Below are 19,348 nucleotides of genomic sequence, written 5' to 3'. Positions count from 1 at the left end.
CTGCGCCTGGCGGCGGTCGCCGCCGTCGCGGTGGCCGGCACCGGCGGCGGCGCCACGGCCTGGGCGCTGAACCGCCGGGACGCGAAGCCCGTCAAGCCCGCCCCGCGCGTCAGCCGCCTCGCGACGGCCCCCGCGCCCGCCTGGGCCCTCTCGTGGCCCGGACGGTTCGACGACGGGCTGAGCCTGAGGGTCTCGCTGGCGGGGGACACGGTGGTGTGGCGCGGGCACCGGGCGATCCTCGGCGTGCACGCCGCCTCGGGGCGCCGGCTCTGGACCTTCGACCGCCCGACCGGGGCCACGTCCATGTTCAGCCCCGGCTACCGCGTCTTCGGCACCACGGTCTTCGCGCTCGCCGCCACCGACGACCCCCGGCCGAACGTCGTCCACGTGATCGACGCGGCGACGGGGTCCGCCAGGCCGGTGGAGCTGCCCGGCGAGGTCACCGAGCTGACCGACGTGTACGGCACGATCGGGAGCACGGTCTTCGTCGGCGGAACCGTCCGCCGCACCGGTGACCAGATGGTCGTGTTCGCCGTGGACATCGGCAGCGGACGCGTCCTGTGGCGCTTCCCGAGCGGGGCCGACAAGATCTCCGGCGTCGCCGACGGCGGTCGCCTGTACGTCATGACGCCGAAGGAACTGCTCGGCATCGACGCCGCGACGGGCGACAGGGCGTGGAGGCGCACCTGGTACACGGGAAAGGCCGACAGGGCCACCACGTATCCGCTGGTGCTCGGCGACGGCCTGCTGTTCTTCGGCGCCACCGGGCTGGGGAACGTCCAGGCGGCCGCTACCCGTGACGGGAGGGCGGTCTGGACGAAGGCCAATGACGACATGCAGAGGCCCGTGGTCGTGCTGGGCTCCACCCTGGTCACGATGGGAGGGAACGGCTTCTACGTCTACGACCGGGCCACCGGGGCCCTGCGCCGGCGGCTGGCCTCCACCGCGGCCGCCCTCGACGCCATCACCCCGTCCGCCGCCGGATCGCCCGGTCTCCTCGTGGCGGCGTTCACCAGCGACCCCGACTCGTCCCGCGTCAGCAAGGACAGCGGCTTCTTCGCCGCCGTCCCGGACGGCGGATCGGCATGGGCGTACCGGGGGGCGTCCTACAACAACGGCGGCTGGAGCCTGGCCGTGTCCGGCACGACCGTCTACGCGACCGACAGCAGGCGGCTGGTCCGCTTCCGGCAGGGCGCCTGATGGCCGCGCTGGAACCCGGCGATCCCCGCCAGGTGGGGCGGTACCGGCTGCTGGGCCGGCTGGGCCAGGGCGGCATGGGGCGCGTCTACCTCGCCGCGTCCCCCGCCGGCCGGGCGGTCGCGATCAAGACGGTGTGGCCCGAACTGGCGGGCGACCCGGCGTTCCGGGCCCGGTTCCGCGCCGAGGTCGAGGCCGCGCGGCAGGTCTCCGGCGCCTTCACCAGTCCGGTGGTGGACGCCGGCCCGGACGCGGCGGTGCCCTGGCTCGCGACCGCCTATGTCAACGGGCCCAGCCTGAAGGACGCCGTCGGCCGGTACGGCCCGCTGCCCGAGCGGATGCTGCGCACGCTCGGCGCGGGCCTCGGCGAGGCCCTCGTCGCCGTCCACCGCGCCGGCCTGCTGCACCGCGACCTCACCCCGGCCAACGTGCTGCTGGCGGCGGACGGCCCGAAGATCATCGACTTCGGGATCAGCCGGGCCGCGGACGGCACCGGGCTCACCGCCGAGGGCCAGTTCGTCGGCACGCCCGGCTACATGGCGCCCGAGCGGTTCCGCGGTGAAGAGCCGGGGCCGGCCCTCGACGTCTTCGCCTTCGGCGCGGTGATGGCGTTCGCCGCCACCGGGCGCCCGCCGTTCGGAGGCGGGCCCGTGCAGAGCAAGATCTACCGGACGCTCCACGATCGGCCCGACCTGGACGGCGTCCCGCCGTCGCTGGCGGCGATGGTCGCCGCCTGCCTGAGCGCCGATCCCGCCCGCCGCCCGCCCGCGGCGCTGCTGCCCCGGCTGCCGGGCGTCCCGCAGGCCGGGCCCGGCTGGCTGCCCGGCGCCATCGACCGGGAGATCCGCGAGCACGAGCGCACCCTCGTCATGGACCTGCGGGACGCCGTCCGGCGCAGGACGCGCCGCCGGCTCCTGGCGGGCGGGGCCGGGGTGGCCGGTCTGGCGCTCGCCGGCGGTGGCACCGCGGCGGCGCTCGCGGCCACCGACCGCGGAAGGCAGGTTCCGCCGCCGCCTCGGTTCCTGTGGCAGGCCGAGCTGCCGCAGGCGGGCGACATCGCGGTGCCCTTCATCACCGCCCACGGGGTCTTCGTCCTGGAGCTCTTCAGCAGGATGGCGGTGTCCTACGACGCGACCACGGGACGGAAACTGTGGTCGGAGAAGGTGCGCAACGCCACGGTCGACAAGGACTCCGTTTATGTCCAGCTGAGCCGGGGCGGCGAGCTCGTCGCCATGGACCCGGCCTCGCGGGCACACCGCTGGACCGCCGCACTGCCGTCCGGCTACGACGTTCACGCCTTCTACGGTCCGACCGGCGGGCTGCTCGCCCTCGGCGACGGCGACGGGACCGTCCTCGGCCATGACGCGCGGACCGGAAGGCACCTGTGGACGTACCGGGGGCGGGACGCGACCGACCTGCGGGGCATCCAGGGCGGCAGCCTCATTGCCGCGTCCGGCAAGGAGGGCGATCACGGGGAGGGCACCCTCCTCGGAATCGACATCGCGACCGGCGCGGTCCGCTGGAGCCGCACCTACGGCGACACGCGCCTGCCCCGGCCGGACGGCGGCGACCTGCTCTTCGGTTTCCGGGCGGAACACACGCTCGACGCGATCTCCGCCGTCACCGGCCGGACGGTGTGGAGCGCCGGGTTCCCGGCCGCCGCGGGCGACCTCGGCGAAAGCACCCCGGCGGTCACCGTGGCGAACGGGACGGCCTACCTCGGCGCCCGGGGCCTCTACGCACTGGACCTGGCCACCGGCAGGCGCAAATGGGCGTACGAACCACCCGCGCCGGGCGGCGACGACCCCACCTTCCTGGTGGAGGGCGAGCGCGCGTACGTCTTCGACGACCACAAGCTGGTCGCGCTCGACGCCCGCACCGGCCATCGCCTCTGGTCGGCGGCCACTCCCGCCGATGACACCGCTCCTCTGATCGTCGCGGGCGGACTGGTCTGCACCGTTGCCGCGGGCGTCACCGGTCCGGGCTTCTACGGCTGGGACGCGGTCACCGGCAAGCTGGTCTGGAGGCACCCGCCGGCGTCCTCGAACACCGACGACCAATGGGTCCTGACCAGTACCGGCCCGTTCCTGGTGGCACTCCAGACCGCCGCACTGGTCGCCTTCCGGTTCGCGTGAGCCGAGCTCGATCCGGCGATCGGCCGGCTGGGTCGGGCCACCGGGCTGAATGTTTGATACAAATGAAGTATCAACGTCTCAGAGCGGGTGATGCGGTATGACCGACCTTGACGTGAAGACCGACCTCGACGTGAAGCCGGGCCGGACCGAGGCCGGTGCCATCCCCGGGCCCGGCTCCCTCATCTGGCGGTACGCGGGCGACTGGCGGGGCGCCTTCAGCGGCCGGGCGATCCTGCTGCTGCAGGTCGCGCACCCCGTCGTCGGGGCAGGGGTCGCCGACCACTCGGAGTTCCTGGAGGACCGCTGGGGACGGCTGCTGCGCACCGTCGAGTCGACGATGAACTTCCTCGGCTACCGGGGCGAGGAGCGCGGCCGGCGGGAAGCGGCCCGGCTGCGCGAGATCCACAAGGACATCAAGGGCGTCGACGCGGAGGGCCGCCGCTACCACGCGCTGAACCCGGAGGCCTACCTCTGGGTGCACGCCACCCTGCTGCACGGCATGATCCAGACGCAGCGGCTGTTCGGCACGCCCCTGACGCCCGAGCGGGAACGCGCCCTGCACGCGGAGTGGGCGCGGCTGGCGCTGGCGCTCGGCATCACCGAACGCCACATCCCCGAAAGCCCGGCGGCGTTCCACGACTACTTCGACACGATGGTGAACGAGCGGCTGGAGGACAACGCCACGGTGCGGCTGCTCATCGAGCTCGACCGCGAGCCGCTGCCGCCCCCGCCGCGCTGGCCGCTGCCGGCGTTCGCCTGGTCCGGGATCTCGGGGCCGCCGACGCTCATGCTCGGCAGGATGGGCGTCGGCTGCCTCCCGCCGGTCCTGCGGGAGCGGTTCGGGCTGCGCTGGACGGCCGCCGACCAGCGCCGCTTCCGGCTGTTCGCGCAGGCGATGCGCGCGGGCGACCGGGTGCTGGTCGACCGGCTGCGCTACTCGCCGATGGCGGCCCGCGCCATGCGCCGGGCCCGGCGCGGACACTAGGGTCGGGAGCATCATGACCGAGCCGACGGAGCGGGCGCCGCTGGGCGACCTGCTCGCCGACCCCGCCGCGTCCGGCCCGCAGGCCGACCGGATCCTCGACGCCGCCCTGGAGCTGTACGGGACGTTCGGGCTGCGCCGCACCACCATCGAGGACGTCGCCCGCGCGTCCGGCCTCGGCCGCGCCACCATCTACCGCCGCTTCCCCACCAAGAACGACCTGGTGACGGGGGTGCTGCTCCGCGAGGCGCGGCGCTTCTTCGCCGAGCTGGACGCCGCCGTCGCCGCCTACCCGTCGGTCGAGGAGCGGCTCGTCGAGGGGTTCGTCGCCACCCTGCGGATCAGCCGCGAGCAGCGGCTGCTGAACCGGCTCCTCGTGCTGGAGCCCGAGCTGCTCCTTCCGCACGCCACCGGCCGCGCCGGGCCCCTGCTCGCCGCCGCGCGCGGCTACCTGGCCCGCCGGCTCCGCGCCGCGCAGCGGCAGGGCGACGCAGGCGCGTTCGATCCCGAGGTCGTCGCCGAGATCCTGATCCGCCTCACCCACTCCCTCGTCCTCACCCCGGAGGGCCACATCCCGCTGGACGACGAGGGCGCCCGCGCCTTCGCCCGCCGCTACCTCACCCCGATGATCCGCTGACCGGCACCCGCACCACGGCGGGCGCCGGCCGGCGCGTCCGGTGGCCTGTCAGGCGCCGTAGCCCATGATGGCCTTGGTCTCGAGGAACTCCTCGAAACCGAGCACGCCCCACTCGCGGCCGTTGCCCGACTGGCGGTAGCCGCCGAACGGCGCGTTGAAGTCGGGACCCGCGCCGTTGAGGTGGACGTTGCCGGTGCGCAGGCGGCGGGCCACCGCCTTGGCGCGGTCGTCGCCGCCGGAGATGTAGCCCGACAGGCCGTAGAGGGTGTCGTTGGCGATGCTGACCGCGTCGTCGTCGTCCTCGTAGCCGATCAGCACCAGCACCGGCCCGAAGATCTCCTCGCGCGCGATCGTCATCTCGTTGGTGACGTGGGAGAACACCGTCGGGCGGACGTAGTAGCCGGTCTCCAGGCCCTCGGGCTTGCCGGGCCCGCCGACCTGGACCTTGGCGCCCTCGCCGATGCCCTTCTCGATGAGCTGCTGGATCCGGCCGTACTGCGTGGCCGACACCACCGGCCCGATCCGCGTGGTCTCCTCGCGCGGGTCGCCGACCACGATGTCGCGGGCGGCATCGGCGGCGATGGCGGCGGCCTCCTCCATCCGCGCGGCCGGGACGAGCATCCGGCTCGGGGCGTTGCACGACTGGCCCGAGTTGGTGCACATGTTGCCGACGTCCCGGGTGATGACGGCCCGCAGGTCGGCGTCGTCCAGGACGATGTTGGCGGACTTGCCGCCGAGCTCCTGCGCGACCCGCTTGACGGTCGGGGCCGCGGCGCGGGCGACCTCGATGCCGGCGCGCGTGGACCCGGTGAACGACACCATGTCGACGTCCGGGTGCGCCGACAGCGGCGCGCCGACGCCGAGGCCGTCGCCGTTGACGAGGTTGAACACGCCCGCCGGGACGCCCGCCTCGTCCAGGATCTCGGCGAACAGCACGGCGTTCAGCGGCGCGACCTCCGACGGCTTGAGCACCATCGTGCAGCCGGCGGCGAGGGCCGGGGCGACCTTGCAGGCGATCTGGTTCAGCGGCCAGTTCCACGGGGTGATCAGCCCGCAGACGCCGACCGGCTCGCGGGCGACCAGGGTGGTGCCCGTCGGACGGTCGAACTCGAAGTCGGCCAGCACGGCCCGCGCGGTGGCGAGGTGGCCGAAGCCGGCGGCCGCCTGCGCGGCCCGCGCCAGCGAGAGGGGCGCGCCCATCTCCTGGCTGATGATGTCGGCCAGCTCCTCCATCCGCCGGCCGTACACGGCGATGATGGCGTCGAGCAGGTCGAGGCGCTCCTGCTTGCTGGTCAGCGAGAACGTCTCGAAGGCCGTCTTCGCCGCCGCGACGGCCGCGTCGACGTCCTCCGCGCCGCCCATGGCGATGGAGGTGATGGGCTGTTCCGTCGCCGGATTGATGACCTCGAGCGTCGTGTCGGTGCGGGGGGCGACCCACTGGCCGCCGATGTAGAACTGCTTGACGTGGTCCACGGGCTTCCTCCGGCAGGGAACTGGCCTTTTTTCGTTGCAGGCTCAACATACGAAACCCGTTCGGTCAGGTAAACGCCCGCCCCGGGCGCGCCGCCGGACGCCACATGAATCTCTTTCATGTTCGTTACCGGCCGGACGCGTGATCGCGGTCGTCCCGTTACCCGTGCGGCTCACGCTGTGCGGTCATGAGCCCTCGCCGCGATGGTCCCTCCCGCCGCTCGTTCCTCGCCTCCGGCGCAGGCGTCGCCGGTGGCGCCGCCGCCGCCTCGCTGCTGCCGCCGTCGGTGCACGCCGCGCTCGCGGAGCCGGTGAAGCCCGGCGGTCTGCGCTCGATCGAGCACGTGGTGTTCCTGATGCAGGAGAACCGCGGGTTCGACCACTACTTCGGGACGCTGCGCGGCGTGCGGGGATTCGGCGACCGCAACGCGATCGGGCTGCGCGACGGGCATCCGGTGTTCGAGCAGCCCGGCCTCCTGCGGCGCGTCAAGCCGTTCCTGGCCCGCGACGCGGTCGGGCACGGGCCGTTCACGGACGTCAACTACATCGCGGGCGTCGACCACGGCTGGGACACCGGCCAGAGAGCGCGCGGCGACGGATGGCACGACGGCTGGATCGCGGCCAAGCTCATGCCGACGATGGTCCACTACGACCGCGAAGACCTGCCGTTCCAGTACGAGCTGGCCGACACGTTCACCGTCTGCGACGCCTACCACTGCTCGGTATTCGGGCCCACGAACCCGAACAGGACGTACCACTGGACCGGGACGATCGGCTACGAGCAGAACGGGCACCGCGCGGTCGAGAACGACGCCTACGACGAGGGGAACCATCCCGGGTACGCGCTGACGCCCTATGTGGAGCGGCTTTCGAAGGCGGGCCGGACGTGGAAGGTGTACCAGGAGTGGGACAACTTCACCGACAACCCGCTGGAGTTCCTGACCACGTTCAAGCAGATCATGCGGAAGGCGCTCGCGCCCGCCGGGTCGTACAAGAGCCTCACCGAGTTCTACGGTGCCGTCGCGAAGGCCGGCGAGAGCGACCGGAAGAGCATGCTGGCCGCACTGGACAAGGGCGTCGCTGCGCTCCCCGGGCCTGAGCGCGACCTTTTCGAGCGCGCCCTGCGCCGGAGCGCGGGCGGAACGCTCGGCGCCGCTTTCAAGGACGACGTCGCGGCGGGGCGGCTGCCGGAGGTGTCGTACATCGTCGCGCCGGCCGCCGAGTCCGAGCATCCCGGCTCCGGCAGCCCGATCCAGGGCGCGGGCATCACCTACCAGGTCCTGGACGCGATCGCCTCGGACCGGCGGACGTGGGAGACCACCGCGCTGTTCCTGCTGTTCGACGAGAACGACGGCTACTTCGACCACGTGCCGCCTCCGCTGCCGCCCGCGGACACCGCTGGCGAGCACTACGACGGCAAGCCGATCGGGCTGGGGTTCCGCGTTCCGATGACCGTCGTCTCGCCGTGGACCGCCGGCGGGCACGTGTGCTCGGAAGTGTTCGACCACACCTCGACGATCCGCTTCCTGGAGCGGTGGCTCGGCGTCCGCGAGCCGAACATCAGCGCCTGGCGCAGGACCGTCGCGGGCGACCTGACCTCGGCGTTCGACTTCCGCCGGACCGCCGGTCCGCCGTCCGTGCCCCGGCCCGGGACGCCGCCGAAGTTCTACCTGCGCTGGCCCGCGCTTCCTCCCGTCGTCCAGAAGGACCCCGTGCCGGAGCCGGGGACGCGACCGGCGCGCGCGCTGCCGTACCGCACCGACGCGTCGGCGCGCCTCGACGGCGGTTCCCTGGTCGTCACCATGACCGAGCGGGGCACGCGCGCTTCGCACCTCGCGCTGTACCCGTACGCGGGCGAGTTCGCCGCGCCGCGCCACTACGACGTGGCCGGACGCGCGGTCGAGCGGGTGGCGCTGAAGGACGGGCGGTACCGCCTCACGCTGACGGGCCCGAACGGGTTCCGGCGCGAGTTCGCGGGCTCGGCCTCCGGTGCCGCCGCCCACGCGGACGTGACGTCGCGCGCCGCCGCCGACGCGGGCCGGATCGACATCACCGTCCGGAACCGCGGCACGCGGCCTCTCACGTTCACCCTGACCGCCCTGGCCTACGGCAAGGCGACCCGCAAGGCGACGGTGGCCGCGGGCAAGAGCGCGACGATCTCCTGGGCCACCGAGCACGGCTGGTACGACGTGGAGATCCGCACCGCCCAGGACGCGGCGTTCCGCCGTCGCCTGATGGGGCACCTGGAGAACGGCCGCCCCTCGGTCTCCGGCTGACCGGACGGCCCGGGGCGGCTCAGGCCTCCTCGACGAACATCAGGGTGTTGCCCTCGGGGTCGCGGAACCAGAACATCGGCGGCACCGGGCCGCCCATGCGGCTCACCTCGGCGTCGACGTCCGCCCCGGCGGCCTTCAGCCGCGCGTGGCACGCGTCGATGTCGGCGGTCGACAGCGCGATGCCGGTCTCCCGGCCGCCCGCGTCGGTGCCCTCGGGCGGCGGGCAGAGCGCGATCGGCGTCTCGGCGCCGGCCGGGGCGACCTCGATCCAGCGGTAGCCGCCGCCGAACGGCTGGTCGGCGCGCTTGTCGAGGCCGAGCGTCCCGCAGTAGAACTCCAGCGCCCGGTCCTGGTCCCGCACCGGGATGATCACATTCGCGACCTTGCGGACGGTTCCGGTGGTGGTCGTGTCGCTCATGGTGGTTCTCCTTCAGCGTCGGATGGTCCGGTCATGGATGCAGACCGGGCGAACCCGCGGAACTCATCGCCCCCTGGCCGTCGATCTGCCGGCGGCATCCCGCTGGAGGCCGGCGCAGCGCACTTGCCGACATGTGCTCACTCTTGTACGTTACTGGCGCATAAGGCGCACAAACGAGCAATTAGGAGCCTTGGTGTCGTTCGTTCTTGAGGAGATCGCCTCGCAGCCGGGCTGCTGGGAGCGCGCCGCGGCGATGGCGGACGGCGTGGAAGGCCTGCCCGCGCGCGGCGAGCGCGTCGCGGTCGTCGGGTGCGGCACCTCGCTGTTCATCGCCCAGGCGTACGCGTCCCTGCGGGAGGCGGCCGGGGCGGGGGAGACCGACGCGTTCCCGGCGTCGGAGTTCCCGCACGGGCGCCGCTACGACCGGGTGGTGGCGATCTGCCGCTCGGGCACCACGACGGAGGTCTTGGGCCTGCTGCGCGAGACCGACCTGCCGACCACCGCGTTGATCGGGGACCCGCAGACGCCCATCGTGGACGTCGCCGGCTCGTGCGTCGTGCTCGACTTCGCCGACGAGCGCTCGGTCGTGCAGACCCGGTTCGCCACGACGGCGCTCGCGCTGCTGCGCGCGCATCTCGGCCTGCTGCCCGCGGACCTGGTCGAGCAGTGCCGCGCCGCCGTCGAGGCGCCGCTGCCCGAAGGGGCCGTCGGACGCGGCCAGTTCACCTTCCTCGGCGCGGGCTGGACGAACGGCATCGCCAACGAGGCGGCGCTGAAGGTCCGCGAGGCCGCGGGCGCGTGGACCGAGTCCTACCCGGCGATGGAGTACCGGCACGGGCCGATCAGCGTCACCGACGAGCACAGCCTGACCTGGTTCTTCGGCGCGCCGCCGGAGGGCCTGGCCGGGCAGGTCGCCACCACCGGGGCGCTGGTCGAGGCCTCCGGGCTGGACCCGATGGCCGACCTGGTGCGGGCGCAGCGGCTCGCGGTGGCGCTGGCCGAGGCGAAGGGCCTGGACCCGGACCGGCCGCGCAACCTCACCCGCTCGATCATCCTGTCCTGATGATCCTCACGGTCACCCTCAATCCCGCCTGGGACGTGACCTACCGGGTCCCCAGGCTCACGCCGCACGGCTCGCACCGCGTCGCGTCGACGCTGCAGCGCCCCGGCGGCAAGGGGCTGAACGTCGCCCGCGTCCTGCACGCCCTCGGCGAGGAGACGCTGGCGACGGGCTTGGCGGGCGGCGCCACCGGGGCCCTGGTGGCGGGCGCGCTGGAGGTCCCGCACGCCTTCGCGGCCATCGCGGGGGAGACGCGGCGGACCGTCACGGTCGTCGACACCGACGCGACGATCTTCAACGAGCCGGGCCCGGACGTCCGCCCGGACGAGTGGGCGGCCTTCCAGGAGTCGTTCGCCGCGCATGCCGCCGGGGCGTCGGTGGTGGTGCTGTCCGGCAGCCTGCCGCCCGGCCTGCCCGAGGACGCCTACGCCGTCCTCACCCGGCTGGCCCGGGACGCGGGCGCCCGGGTGCTGGTCGACGCGGGCGGACCCGCGCTGCGTGCCGCCGCCGAGGCGCGTCCCGACCTGCTCAAACCCAACGAGGCCGAGATGGCCGCGGCGGCCCTGGACCGCGCCGCCCTGGGAGAGGACGGCGCGCTCGTCGTCTCGCGCGGCGCGGACGGCATGCTCGCCGTCACCCCCGACGGCTGCTTCGAGGCGGTCCCGTACGAGGTGGTCGCCGGCAACCCGACCGGCGCCGGCGACCCCGCCGCCGCGGCCCTGGCCGTGGCGTTGCGCGACCGGACGCCCTGGCCGGAGGCGCTGGCCGAGGCCGTCGCGCTGTCGGCCGCCGCGGTCGCCGCGCCCGCCGCCGGCGAGTTCGACCCCGACGTTCTCCGGCGGCACCGCCGGGCCACGAAGGTGAGGGAGACATCATGCCCCTGGTGAGGACGGCCGAGCTGGTGCGGCCCGGACACGGCGTCGCCGCGTTCAACGTGATCACGCTGGAGCACGCCGAGGCGATCGTCGCGGCGGCCGAGCAGACCGGCCGCCCGGTCATCTGCCAGATCAGCCAGAACGCGGTGCGCTTCCACGGCGGGCGGCTCGGCCCGGTCGCCGCCGCCACCCGCGCGGTCGCCGAGGGCTCGGCGGCGCGCGTCGCGCTGCACCTGGACCACGTGACCGACGAGGACCTGATGCACCAGGCCGCCGACCACGGCTTCGGCTCGGTGATGTACGACGGGTCCGAGCACGATTACGACGAGAACGTGTCCCGCACCGCGGCGGCCGCCGCCTGGGCCCACGGGCACGGCCTCTGGCTGGAGGCCGAGCTCGGCGAGGTCGGCGGCAAGGACGGCGCGCACGCCCCCGGCGTCCGCACCGACCCCGCCGAGGCCGCCGCGTTCGTGGCCGCGACCGGCGTGGACGCCCTCGCGGTCGCCGTCGGCAGCTCGCACGCCATGACCGAGCGCACCGCCGCGCTGGATCACGACCTGATCGCGCGGCTGCGCGACGCGGTGCCGGTCCCGCTGGTGCTGCACGGCTCGTCCGGGGTCCCCGACGACGAGCTGCGGCGCGCGGTCGGTCAGGGAATGACAAAGATCAATATCGGCACGGCCCTCAACATCGCCTTCACCGGGGCGGTCCGCGCGAACCTGGACCGGGGGGTCGACCCCCGCCGCTACCTCGCGCCCGCCCGCGACGCCATGCGGGAGCAGGTCGCGCACCTGCTGGAGGTCATCGCGCCCCGTTCCGCCGAGAGCATTGGACGACTTGCATGCTGAACATCGCCTTCGTCGGCGCCGGCTCGGTCGAGTTCACCCGCCAGCTGCTGCGCGACATCTTCTCCTACCCCGAACTCGGCGGCGTCCGGCTCGCGCTGCACGACATCGACCCCGAGCGGCTGGAGGTCGCCGAGGGCCTGGCCGGGCTCACCGCGAAGAAGCACGGCGCCGCGCCCGTCATCACCGCGTCCCTGGACCGCCGCCGCGCGCTGGACGGTGCCGACGTGGTCGTCAACATGGTCGCGGTCGGCGGGCACGCCGCGACGCTGAAGGACTTCGAGGTCGCGGCCGAGTTCGGCGTCCGGCAGACGATCGGCGACACCCTCGGCATCGGCGGGATCTTCCGCGCGCTGCGCACGTTCCCGCTGCTCGAAGGTCTGGCCGCCGACATCCAGGCCGTCTGCCCGGACGCATGGCTGCTGAACTACACCAACCCGATGGCGATGAACCTGCAGTACCTCGCGACGATCGCGCCGAAGGTGAAGGCCGCCGGCCTGTGCCACTCGGTGTACTGGACCGTCCGGGACCTGTCGGAGCTGGTCGGCGTGCCGTACGAGGAGGTCGACTACCACTCGGCGGGCGTGAACCACCAGGCGTGGGTGCTGAAGTGGGAGCACCGTGGCCGCGACCTGTACCCGGCGCTGGACGCCGCCATCGAGGCCGACCCCGAGCTGAGGCGGCGGGTGCGCGTCGACATGTACCGGCGCCTCGGCCGCTACCCGACCGAGACCAGCGAGCACTCGTCCGAGTACGTCCCCTGGTACCTGAAGGACGAGGCGGAGATCGAGCGGCTGCGGATCCCCGTCGGCGACTACGTGAAGATCAGCGCGGGCAACCTGGACGAGTACGCGCGGGTCCGCGACTGCCTGGCCCGCGGCGAGTACCCGTCGCCGCGCGAGGACGAGGACGCCACCGAGTACGCGCCGCAGGTGATCCACAGCCTGGCCACGGGGGAGCGCCGCACCATCCAGGTGACCACCGCCAACACCGGCCTGATCACCAACCTGCCGATGGGCGCGGGCGTCGAGGTCCCCGCCACGCTCGACCGGATGGGCGTCCACCCGCACCACGTCGGCGCGCTGCCCCCGCAGCTCGCCGCCCTGAACCGCAGCTTCCTCAACGTGGTGGAGCTGACCGTCGCCGCCGCCGTCGAGGGCGACCCGGCGCACGTCCGGCACGCCGCGATGTGCGACCCGGCGACCGCCGCCGCGCTGCCCGTCGAGCGCATCGCCGAGCTGTGCGACGCGCTGACGGCCGCGCACGGCGACGCGCTGCCCGCCGCGCTGCGGGGGAAGTGATGCTCGACCTGCTGGTCGTCGGGGACGCCAACCCGGACGTCCTCGTGGACGGCGCCCCCGACGTCCCGCCCTACGGCCAGGCGGAGACGCTGGTCGGGGGCGGCGTGCTCGCGCTCGGCGGGTCCGCGGCGATCGCCGCGCACGGTGCCGCCCGGCTCGGCCTGGCCACCGCGTTCGCGGGCCTGGTCGGCCGGGACGCCGCCGGCGACTTCGTCCTCGACGCGCTGAGCGGCGCCGGTGTCGACGTGTCCCGGGTCGTCCGGCACGAGACGCTCCCGACCGCGCTGACGGTGTGCCTCAACCGGCCCGGCGGCGACCGGGCGATCCTCACCGCGTCCGGCTGCCTCGCGGAATTCGGGCCCGAACACGTTCCCGACGTCGCGGCGCGGCACGTGCACGCCGCGTCCTACTTCCTCCAGCCGCGCCTGGCGGAGGCACTGCCCGCGCTGCTGCGGAAGCACCGTGCGTCCGGTGCGACGACCTCGCTGGACACCAACGACGACCCGTCCGGACGCTGGGAGCTGGCCCCGGGCCTGCTCGCCGAGTGCACGTTCCTGCTGCCCAACGAGGCCGAGGCACTGGCGCTGAGCGGACGCAGCGGGCTGCCCGAGGCGCTGGGCGCGCTGGCGGGCGCCGGCTGCGTCCCGGTCGTCAAGCGCGGCGGGCAGGGCGCCGTCGCCATGCGGGACGGCACCGCCGTGCACGCGGCCGCGCCGCGCGCCGACCCGGTCGACACGGTCGGCGCGGGCGACAGCTTCGACGCCGGGTTCCTCGCGGGCTGGCTCGACCGCGGGGACCTCGCCCACGCGCTGGCGCTCGGCACGGTGTGCGGCGCGCTGTCCACCCGCGCGACCGGCGGCACGGCCGGCCAGCCCACGCTTCCCGAAGCACTTGCGCAAATTGCCTGATTATTTCCGGCTGAAACAGCTATATTCGCGCATCCCAGCCGGTCTATAATGATCGGATGCGTCAGCAGGACCGTCTTCCCCTCATCCTCGAACGGCTCGCCCAGCACGGCTCGGTGAGCGTCGTCGACCTGTCGGCCGAGCTGCGGGCCTCGGCCGCCTCGATCCGCCGCGACCTGCAGGTGCTCGAGGAGCAGCAGCTCCTCAAGCGCACGCACGGCGGCGCGATGGCGGCCGAGGTCATCTACGAGCTGCCGATGCGCTACCGCGGCGGCCGCCGCCAGGAGGAGAAGCGGCGCATCGCGCAGGCCGCGGTGCGGCTGGTCGACGGCTCGGTGCACTCGGTCGGCTTCAACGGCGGCACCACCATCACCGAACTGGCCCGGCTGCTGTCCACCGGCCGCGCGCTCAAGGTCGTCACCAACGCCCTCAACATCGCCGCCGACCTGTCGGTGCGGCCGGCGATCGACCTGGTCGTCACCGGCGGCGGCGTCCGCCCCGAGTCCTACGAGCTGGTGGGGCCGATCGCCGACCGGACGCTGTCCGACATCAGCCTCGACCTGGTCTTCCTCGGCGTCGACGGGATCGACGCCGAGGCCGGCATCAGCACCCACGACGAGATCGAGGCGCGCACCGACCACTGCCTGATGCGCGCCACGCGCCGGGTGGTGGTGCTCGCCGACGGGTCCAAGATCGGGCACCGCGCCTTCTCCCGGATCGCCCCGATCGGCGAGATCGACATGCTGGTCACCGACGCCGGCGCCGACCGCGCCGAGCTGGACCGGATCCAGGCGGCGGGCGTCGAGGTGACCGTGGCCTGAGGCCCCGGTCACCCCCCGTTCGCCCGGCGCCCCCGCTACTTCAGGCCCGCGGTCGCCACCGACCGGACGAAGAACCGCTGTGCGACGAAGAACAGCACGAAGACGGGCAGCTGGCTGATCACCGTGCCGGCCATCAGCCGCGGCCAGTTGGTGGTGTGCGCGCCCTGGAACGTCTGCAGCCCCAGCTGGACGGTCATGTGCTCGGGGCTCTGCACCGCGATCAGCGGCCACAGGAAGTCGTTCCAGGTCTGCAGGAACGTCAGCACCGCCAGGGTCGCCAGGGTCGGGCGCATGAGCGGCAGCATCACCTGGAACAGGATCCGCAGCCGGCTCGCGCCGTCGATCCGCGCGGCCTCCTCCAGCTCGCGCGGCACCGTCATGAAGAACTGCCGCAGCAGGAAGATCCCGAACGCGGTCGCCAGGTTCGGCACGATCAGCGCGCCCAGCGTGTCGGTCAGCCCGACCGCCCGCACCATGATGAGCGTCGGCAGCATGACGATCTGGAACGGCACCATCAGCGTGGCCAGCACCGCGACGAACAGCGCCCTGCTGCCGAGGAAGCGGATGCGGGCGAAGGCGTAGCCCGCCAGCGAGCAGAACACCAGGTTGCCGATCACGCAGCTGACCGACACCAGCGCGCTGTTGCCCAGCCAGTGCCCGAGCGGCGCGTCCCGCAGCGCGTCGGTGTAGTTGTGCCACTCGATCCCCGACGGCAGGCCGGGCGGGAACCGCCGCGACTCGGCCTCGGTGGAGACCGACAGCAGCACCATCCACAGCAGCGGCGCCGTCATCACCAGCGCGATCGGCAGCAGGATCAGGTGCAGCGGGCTCGGCCGCCGGAACCGGAACCGGCGCGCGGCCGGGGCGTTCATCGTCGACATGCTCATCGGCCCTCGTAGAAGGAGGTGCGGCGGGTGATCGCGAGCTGCACCACGGTCACCAGCAGGATCACCAGGAACAGCGCGCAGCCGACCGCGGCGGCGTAACCGCCGTCGAAGTCCACGAACGCCTTGTTGTACAGGTGGTAGACGACGACGGTCGTGGCGCGCAGCGGCCCGCCTTTCGTCGTCACGTACACCTCGTCGAACAGCTGTAGCGAGTTGATGGTCAGCCACACCAGCAGGAAGCCGGACGCGGGCGCCAGCAGCGGCAGCTCGACGTGCCGGAACGCCTTGACCCTGCCGCAGCCGTCCAGCGCCGCCGCCTCCATCAGGTCGTTCGGGACGCTCTGCAGCGCGGACAGGTAGATGATGACCGCGAAGCCGAGCCAGCCCCACACCGTCATGGCGACCAGCGCGAACAGCGCCTGGTTCGGGTCCTGGAAGAAGCCCTGCTTGGGCAGCCCCGCCTTGTCCAGCACGGCGTTGACCGGGCCGAACTGCGGGTTCAGCAGCCAGTTGAAGATGATGCCGGTCGCGACCGTCGAGGTGACCAGCGGGACGAACACCGCCATCCGGTACAGCGTGATCCCGCGGATCTTCTGGTTGAGCAGCACCGCGATGGGCAGCGCCAGCACCATCGTCAGCGGCACGAACAGCACCGTGTAGATCGCCGACCGCTTCGCCGCGTCCCACATCAGCGGGTCCTTGACCAGCTCGGCGTACTTGGCGCCGCCCGCGAACGTGCCGGGCGAGGTGAGGTCGGTGTCCTGGAACGACAGCCAGAACGACCACAGCACCGGCAGCATGCCGAAGACGCCGATCAGCAGGATGGCCGGGGAGACGAAGCCCCAGCCGGCCAGGTGCTCGCTCAGCCGCCGCCGCGACCGGCGCGGCCGCCGGCCCTTGGCGGCGCGCGCGGTCAGTGCGGTGGACGCCATCAGGAGCCCGCCAGGATGTCGTCGACCTGCTTGGCGGCGTCGGCCAGCGCCGCCTGCGGCTGCTCCTTGCCGAGCAGCACGCCCTGCACGGCGGTGCCGAGGACCTTGGAGATCTGCGGGTACTGCTCGATGTTCGGCCGGGCCTTGGTGACGTTCTTGCTCAGGTTGTCGATGAACACCTTGTTGCCGGGGTACTTGGCCAGGTAGTCCTTGTAGCCGGGCAGCTTCTCCTCGGACGTGCGCAGCGGCAGGTCACCGGTCTGCGTGGCGTACCGCAGGTGGATCGGCGCCGAGGTCAGCCACTTCAGGAACGCCCAGGCGGTCTTCTGCGACTTCTTGTCGAAGAGCATGTAGTTGTCGGGGCCGGAGATCGTGGCGTGGGTGGCCTTGCCGGGCAGGTACTGCACGCCGTAGGAGACGTCCTTGTTGATCTGGCCCAGGTCCCAGGGGCCGGTCCACAGCATGGCGACCCGGCCGGAGTTGAACAGGTTGAGGTACTGCTGGTCGCCGGTGTCGAGGTAGACGGACTTGTCGGTGACGGCCATGTCCCGCAGCAGCTGCATCGCCTGCTGCCCGGCCGGGGAGTCGAAGGCGGCCTTCTTGTTCCCCGCGTCGAGCAGGTCGCCGCCGGCCTGCCAGAGCAGGGCCAGGAAGCGCCAGACGGTGTCCTCGGTGCCGTCGTTGACGTACGACCACCCGTACTTGCCGTCGCCCGACAGCTTCTTCGCGGCGTTCCGGAAGTCGTCCCACGTCCAGTCCGGCGTCGGGTAGGCCAGGCCGGCGGCGTCGAAGAGCTTCTTGTTGTAGACGAGGCCGAGGTTGTCGACCAGGGCGGGCACACCGTAGACCTTGCCGTCCACCGTCGCGGCCTGCCGGGCCGCCGGGTAGAAGTCGTCCCAGTTCAGGTCCGGGCTGCTCTTGACCAGCGAGGTGAGGTCCTGGGTCTGGTGCCGTCCGGTCAGCGCGGTGATCGAGGAGCCGAACTGGTAGGCGACGGACGGCGGCTTGCCGGACACGAAGGACGCGAGGGTCTTCTGCAGCGTGTTGTCGTTGTTGCTGAAGACCGGCTCCACCTTCTGGTCGGGGTGCGCGCCGTTCCATTCGCCGACCAGCTTGGTGATCGTGTCGGCCTGGATGTCGGTGTAGCCGTGCCAGAAGGTGATCTTCTTGGCCGTGCCGCCGCCGCCCGAGCCGCAGCCCGAGGAGAGCCCGGCCACCAAGGCGACCCCGGTGACCAGCGCGGTGATCCGGCGACCGCTCGGCTGCCTCATGATCGCCTCCAGATGCTCGTGCTCGATTGTGCAGGATGCGCGGCACTTTAGAACACAATCGCTCAGCGGGCAAGGGATCGGCCACCTACCGTGCCGCTTGCCGATCGATAGCCCGGACAAACGATCACAACGATGCATCGACTCTGCATCTTCACGGACGTTTCGCGCCGCCGGTGTCGCCCTCCCGCCCCGCGGCGGGTAGTCCGGGCCGGCGGTCGGCGCGGACCTCCGCGTCCGCACCGGCATCACCGGCGACCCGCCGGCGGGCGCCCCTTCAGGCCGTAGCGGGGCGGGCGGTTTTGCAGGCCGCAGGGCGGATAGAGAGCGTGACGAGCGACGTCGTGCGATCGCGGAACGTGACCGTTCTCTTGGGCCTTGGGGAGGCAGTGATGAGCATGCCGCACAGGATGGTGCGCCGGCTGGAGAAGGCGGAGGCGCTGGACAGGGTCGCCGGGCCGGTGAGCGCGGTGGTCCGCCGCGCGGTCCGGCCGCGGCTCGTCCGCAACCTGCTCAGCGGGACCAACCTGGGGCATCCGCTGCACCCGGCGCTCACCGACGTGGTGGTCGGCGCGTGGAGCATGTCCACGCTGCTGGACGCCGCCGGCGGGCGCGACGCCGAGCCCGCGGCCGACCTGCTGGTGACGACCGGCGTGATCGCGGCCGTGCCGACGGCCCTGACCGGGCTGAACGACTGGGCCGACACCCTCGGGGCCGAGCGGCGGGTGGGCATGGTCCACGCCACGGCCAACACCATGGCGCTGGGCCTGTACGGGGCCTCCATCGCGGCGCGGGCCCGCGGTAACCGCGGCGGCGGCAAGGCCCTCGGGCTCGCCGGGTTCGCGGTGCTGGCGTTCAGCGCCTATCTCGGCGGCCACCTGTCCTTCGTGAAGGGCGTCAACGTCAACCGCACCGCGTGGCAGCAGGGCCCGCAGGACTGGACGCCGGTCCTGGGCGAGAACGAGCTGCCCGACAGCGAGCACCGCACGGTGGACGTGGACGGCGTGCCGATCATGCTCTACCGGGCGGACCAGCGGGTGTACGCGCTGGAGGCCACGTGCAGCCACATGGGCGGGCCGCTGGACAAGGGCACGATCGCGGACGGCTGCGTCACGTGCCCGTGGCACGGGAGCACCTTCCGGCTCGCCGACGGCGGCATCGTCCGCGGCCCGGCGAGCACGCCGGAGCCCTGCTTCGAGACGCGGGTCCAGGACGGGCGCATCGAGGTCCGGGTGCCTCCGGCGGGCGCGCCGTCCCGCAAGGCCGAGGGCGCGCACGCCGGTTCCGCCGAGCGGATGGGACGGGCGGCCCGCCGCCGGCTCGCCCGGACCTCGTGACG

The 19,348-nt window shown here is 73.0% G+C and carries 17 protein-coding genes; 12 read left to right on the top strand and 5 right to left on the bottom strand.

The genetic code is table 11. The features are described from left to right. The 4 genes from ABD296_RS12155 to ABD296_RS12140 all read left to right on the top strand — a co-directional run. Positions 1 to 1,200 (top strand): outer membrane protein assembly factor BamB family protein (locus ABD296_RS12155; RefSeq protein ID WP_344265089.1); only part of this gene is annotated, 1,200 nt, incomplete at its 5' end. Further along, positions 1,200 to 3,332, top strand: a complete 2,133-nt coding sequence (locus ABD296_RS12150) for a protein kinase domain-containing protein (protein ID WP_344265087.1) — start codon at positions 1,200 to 1,202, stop codon at positions 3,330 to 3,332. The genes ABD296_RS12155 and ABD296_RS12150, both read left to right, overlap by 1 nt. 97 nt (positions 3,333 to 3,429) lie before the next feature. After that, positions 3,430 to 4,317: an oxygenase MpaB family protein gene (locus ABD296_RS12145; RefSeq protein WP_344265084.1), complete on the top strand. Its 888-nt coding sequence runs from the start codon at positions 3,430 to 3,432 to the stop codon at positions 4,315 to 4,317. A gap of 13 nt (positions 4,318 to 4,330) precedes the next feature. Next, positions 4,331 to 4,951: a TetR/AcrR family transcriptional regulator gene (locus ABD296_RS12140; RefSeq protein ID WP_344265081.1), complete on the top strand. Its 621-nt coding sequence runs from the start codon at positions 4,331 to 4,333 to the stop codon at positions 4,949 to 4,951. Positions 4,952 to 4,999: 48 nt separating this feature from the next. Here ABD296_RS12140 and ABD296_RS12135 read toward each other — a convergent pair whose 3' ends face one another. Next, positions 5,000 to 6,424 carry an aldehyde dehydrogenase family protein gene (locus ABD296_RS12135; RefSeq protein ID WP_344265078.1) on the bottom strand — a complete coding sequence of 475 codons (1,425 nt, stop codon included), beginning with the start codon at positions 6,422 to 6,424 and terminating at the stop codon, positions 5,000 to 5,002. 185 nt (positions 6,425 to 6,609) lie between these two features. On the opposite strand from ABD296_RS12135, the gene ABD296_RS12130 reads away from it, so the two are divergent. Next, a complete protein-coding gene (locus tag ABD296_RS12130) occupies positions 6,610 to 8,697 on the top strand; it encodes a phosphocholine-specific phospholipase C (RefSeq protein ID WP_344265075.1) in 2,088 nt (695 codons plus the stop codon). 19 nt (positions 8,698 to 8,716) lie between these two features. Here ABD296_RS12130 and ABD296_RS12125 read toward each other — a convergent pair whose 3' ends face one another. Next, on the bottom strand, positions 8,717 to 9,115 hold the full coding sequence (locus ABD296_RS12125; RefSeq protein ID WP_344265072.1) for a VOC family protein: 399 nt from the start codon (positions 9,113 to 9,115) through the stop codon (positions 8,717 to 8,719). 193 nt (positions 9,116 to 9,308) lie between these two features. On the opposite strand from ABD296_RS12125, the gene ABD296_RS12120 reads away from it, so the two are divergent. The 6 genes from ABD296_RS12120 to ABD296_RS12095 are packed head-to-tail and all read left to right on the top strand — an operon-like array spanning position 9,309 to position 14,922. Next, the gene (locus ABD296_RS12120; protein ID WP_344265069.1) at positions 9,309 to 10,178 is read left to right on the top strand and encodes an SIS domain-containing protein; all 870 of its coding nucleotides are present in this window, start codon (positions 9,309 to 9,311) and stop codon (positions 10,176 to 10,178) included. Beyond that, positions 10,178 to 11,062, top strand: a complete 885-nt coding sequence (locus ABD296_RS12115; RefSeq protein WP_344265066.1) for a 1-phosphofructokinase family hexose kinase — start codon at positions 10,178 to 10,180, stop codon at positions 11,060 to 11,062. The genes ABD296_RS12120 and ABD296_RS12115 overlap by 1 nt, the downstream gene beginning before the upstream one ends. Continuing rightward, complete coding sequence (locus ABD296_RS12110) at positions 11,050 to 11,898, top strand: class II fructose-bisphosphate aldolase (RefSeq protein WP_344265064.1); 849 nt, start codon at positions 11,050 to 11,052, stop codon at positions 11,896 to 11,898. Before ABD296_RS12115 ends, ABD296_RS12110 begins: the two co-directional genes overlap by 13 nt. Beyond that, positions 11,892 to 13,196 carry an alpha-glucosidase/alpha-galactosidase gene (melA, locus tag ABD296_RS12105; RefSeq protein ID WP_344265061.1) on the top strand — a complete coding sequence of 435 codons (1,305 nt, stop codon included), beginning with the start codon at positions 11,892 to 11,894 and terminating at the stop codon, positions 13,194 to 13,196. The genes ABD296_RS12110 and melA overlap by 7 nt, the downstream gene beginning before the upstream one ends. Continuing rightward, positions 13,196 to 14,104, top strand: coding sequence for a carbohydrate kinase family protein (locus ABD296_RS12100; RefSeq protein WP_344265058.1), 909 nt, complete (start codon positions 13,196 to 13,198; stop codon positions 14,102 to 14,104). The genes melA and ABD296_RS12100 overlap by 1 nt, the downstream gene beginning before the upstream one ends. Before the next feature lie 56 nt (positions 14,105 to 14,160). Then, positions 14,161 to 14,922, top strand: coding sequence for a DeoR/GlpR family DNA-binding transcription regulator (locus tag ABD296_RS12095; RefSeq protein ID WP_344265055.1), 762 nt, complete (start codon positions 14,161 to 14,163; stop codon positions 14,920 to 14,922). A gap of 35 nt (positions 14,923 to 14,957) precedes the next feature. On the opposite strand, the gene ABD296_RS12090 is transcribed toward ABD296_RS12095, so the two are convergent. Genes ABD296_RS12090 through ABD296_RS12080 form a run of 3 tightly spaced genes read right to left on the bottom strand, consistent with a single transcriptional unit; the run spans position 14,958 to position 18,012 of the window. After that, on the bottom strand, positions 14,958 to 15,809 hold the full coding sequence (locus ABD296_RS12090; RefSeq protein WP_344265052.1) for a carbohydrate ABC transporter permease: 852 nt from the start codon (positions 15,807 to 15,809) through the stop codon (positions 14,958 to 14,960). Continuing rightward, positions 15,806 to 16,741: a carbohydrate ABC transporter permease gene (locus ABD296_RS12085; RefSeq protein WP_344265048.1), complete on the bottom strand. Its 936-nt coding sequence runs from the start codon at positions 16,739 to 16,741 to the stop codon at positions 15,806 to 15,808. The genes ABD296_RS12090 and ABD296_RS12085 overlap by 4 nt, the downstream gene beginning before the upstream one ends. Next, complete coding sequence (locus ABD296_RS12080; protein WP_344265045.1) at positions 16,741 to 18,012, bottom strand: ABC transporter substrate-binding protein; 1,272 nt, start codon at positions 18,010 to 18,012, stop codon at positions 16,741 to 16,743. The genes ABD296_RS12085 and ABD296_RS12080 overlap by 1 nt, the downstream gene beginning before the upstream one ends. Before the next feature lie 389 nt (positions 18,013 to 18,401). On the opposite strand from ABD296_RS12080, the gene ABD296_RS12075 reads away from it, so the two are divergent. Next, positions 18,402 to 19,346: a Rieske (2Fe-2S) protein gene (locus tag ABD296_RS12075; RefSeq protein WP_344265042.1), complete on the top strand. Its 945-nt coding sequence runs from the start codon at positions 18,402 to 18,404 to the stop codon at positions 19,344 to 19,346. Positions 19,347 to 19,348 lie beyond the last annotated feature (2 nt).

Source organism: Actinomadura napierensis (assembly GCF_039529375.1).
Taxonomy (GTDB): Bacteria; Actinomycetota; Actinomycetes; order Streptosporangiales; family Streptosporangiaceae; genus Spirillospora; species Spirillospora napierensis.
This window is presented reverse-complemented; position numbering and strand designations above follow the sequence as displayed.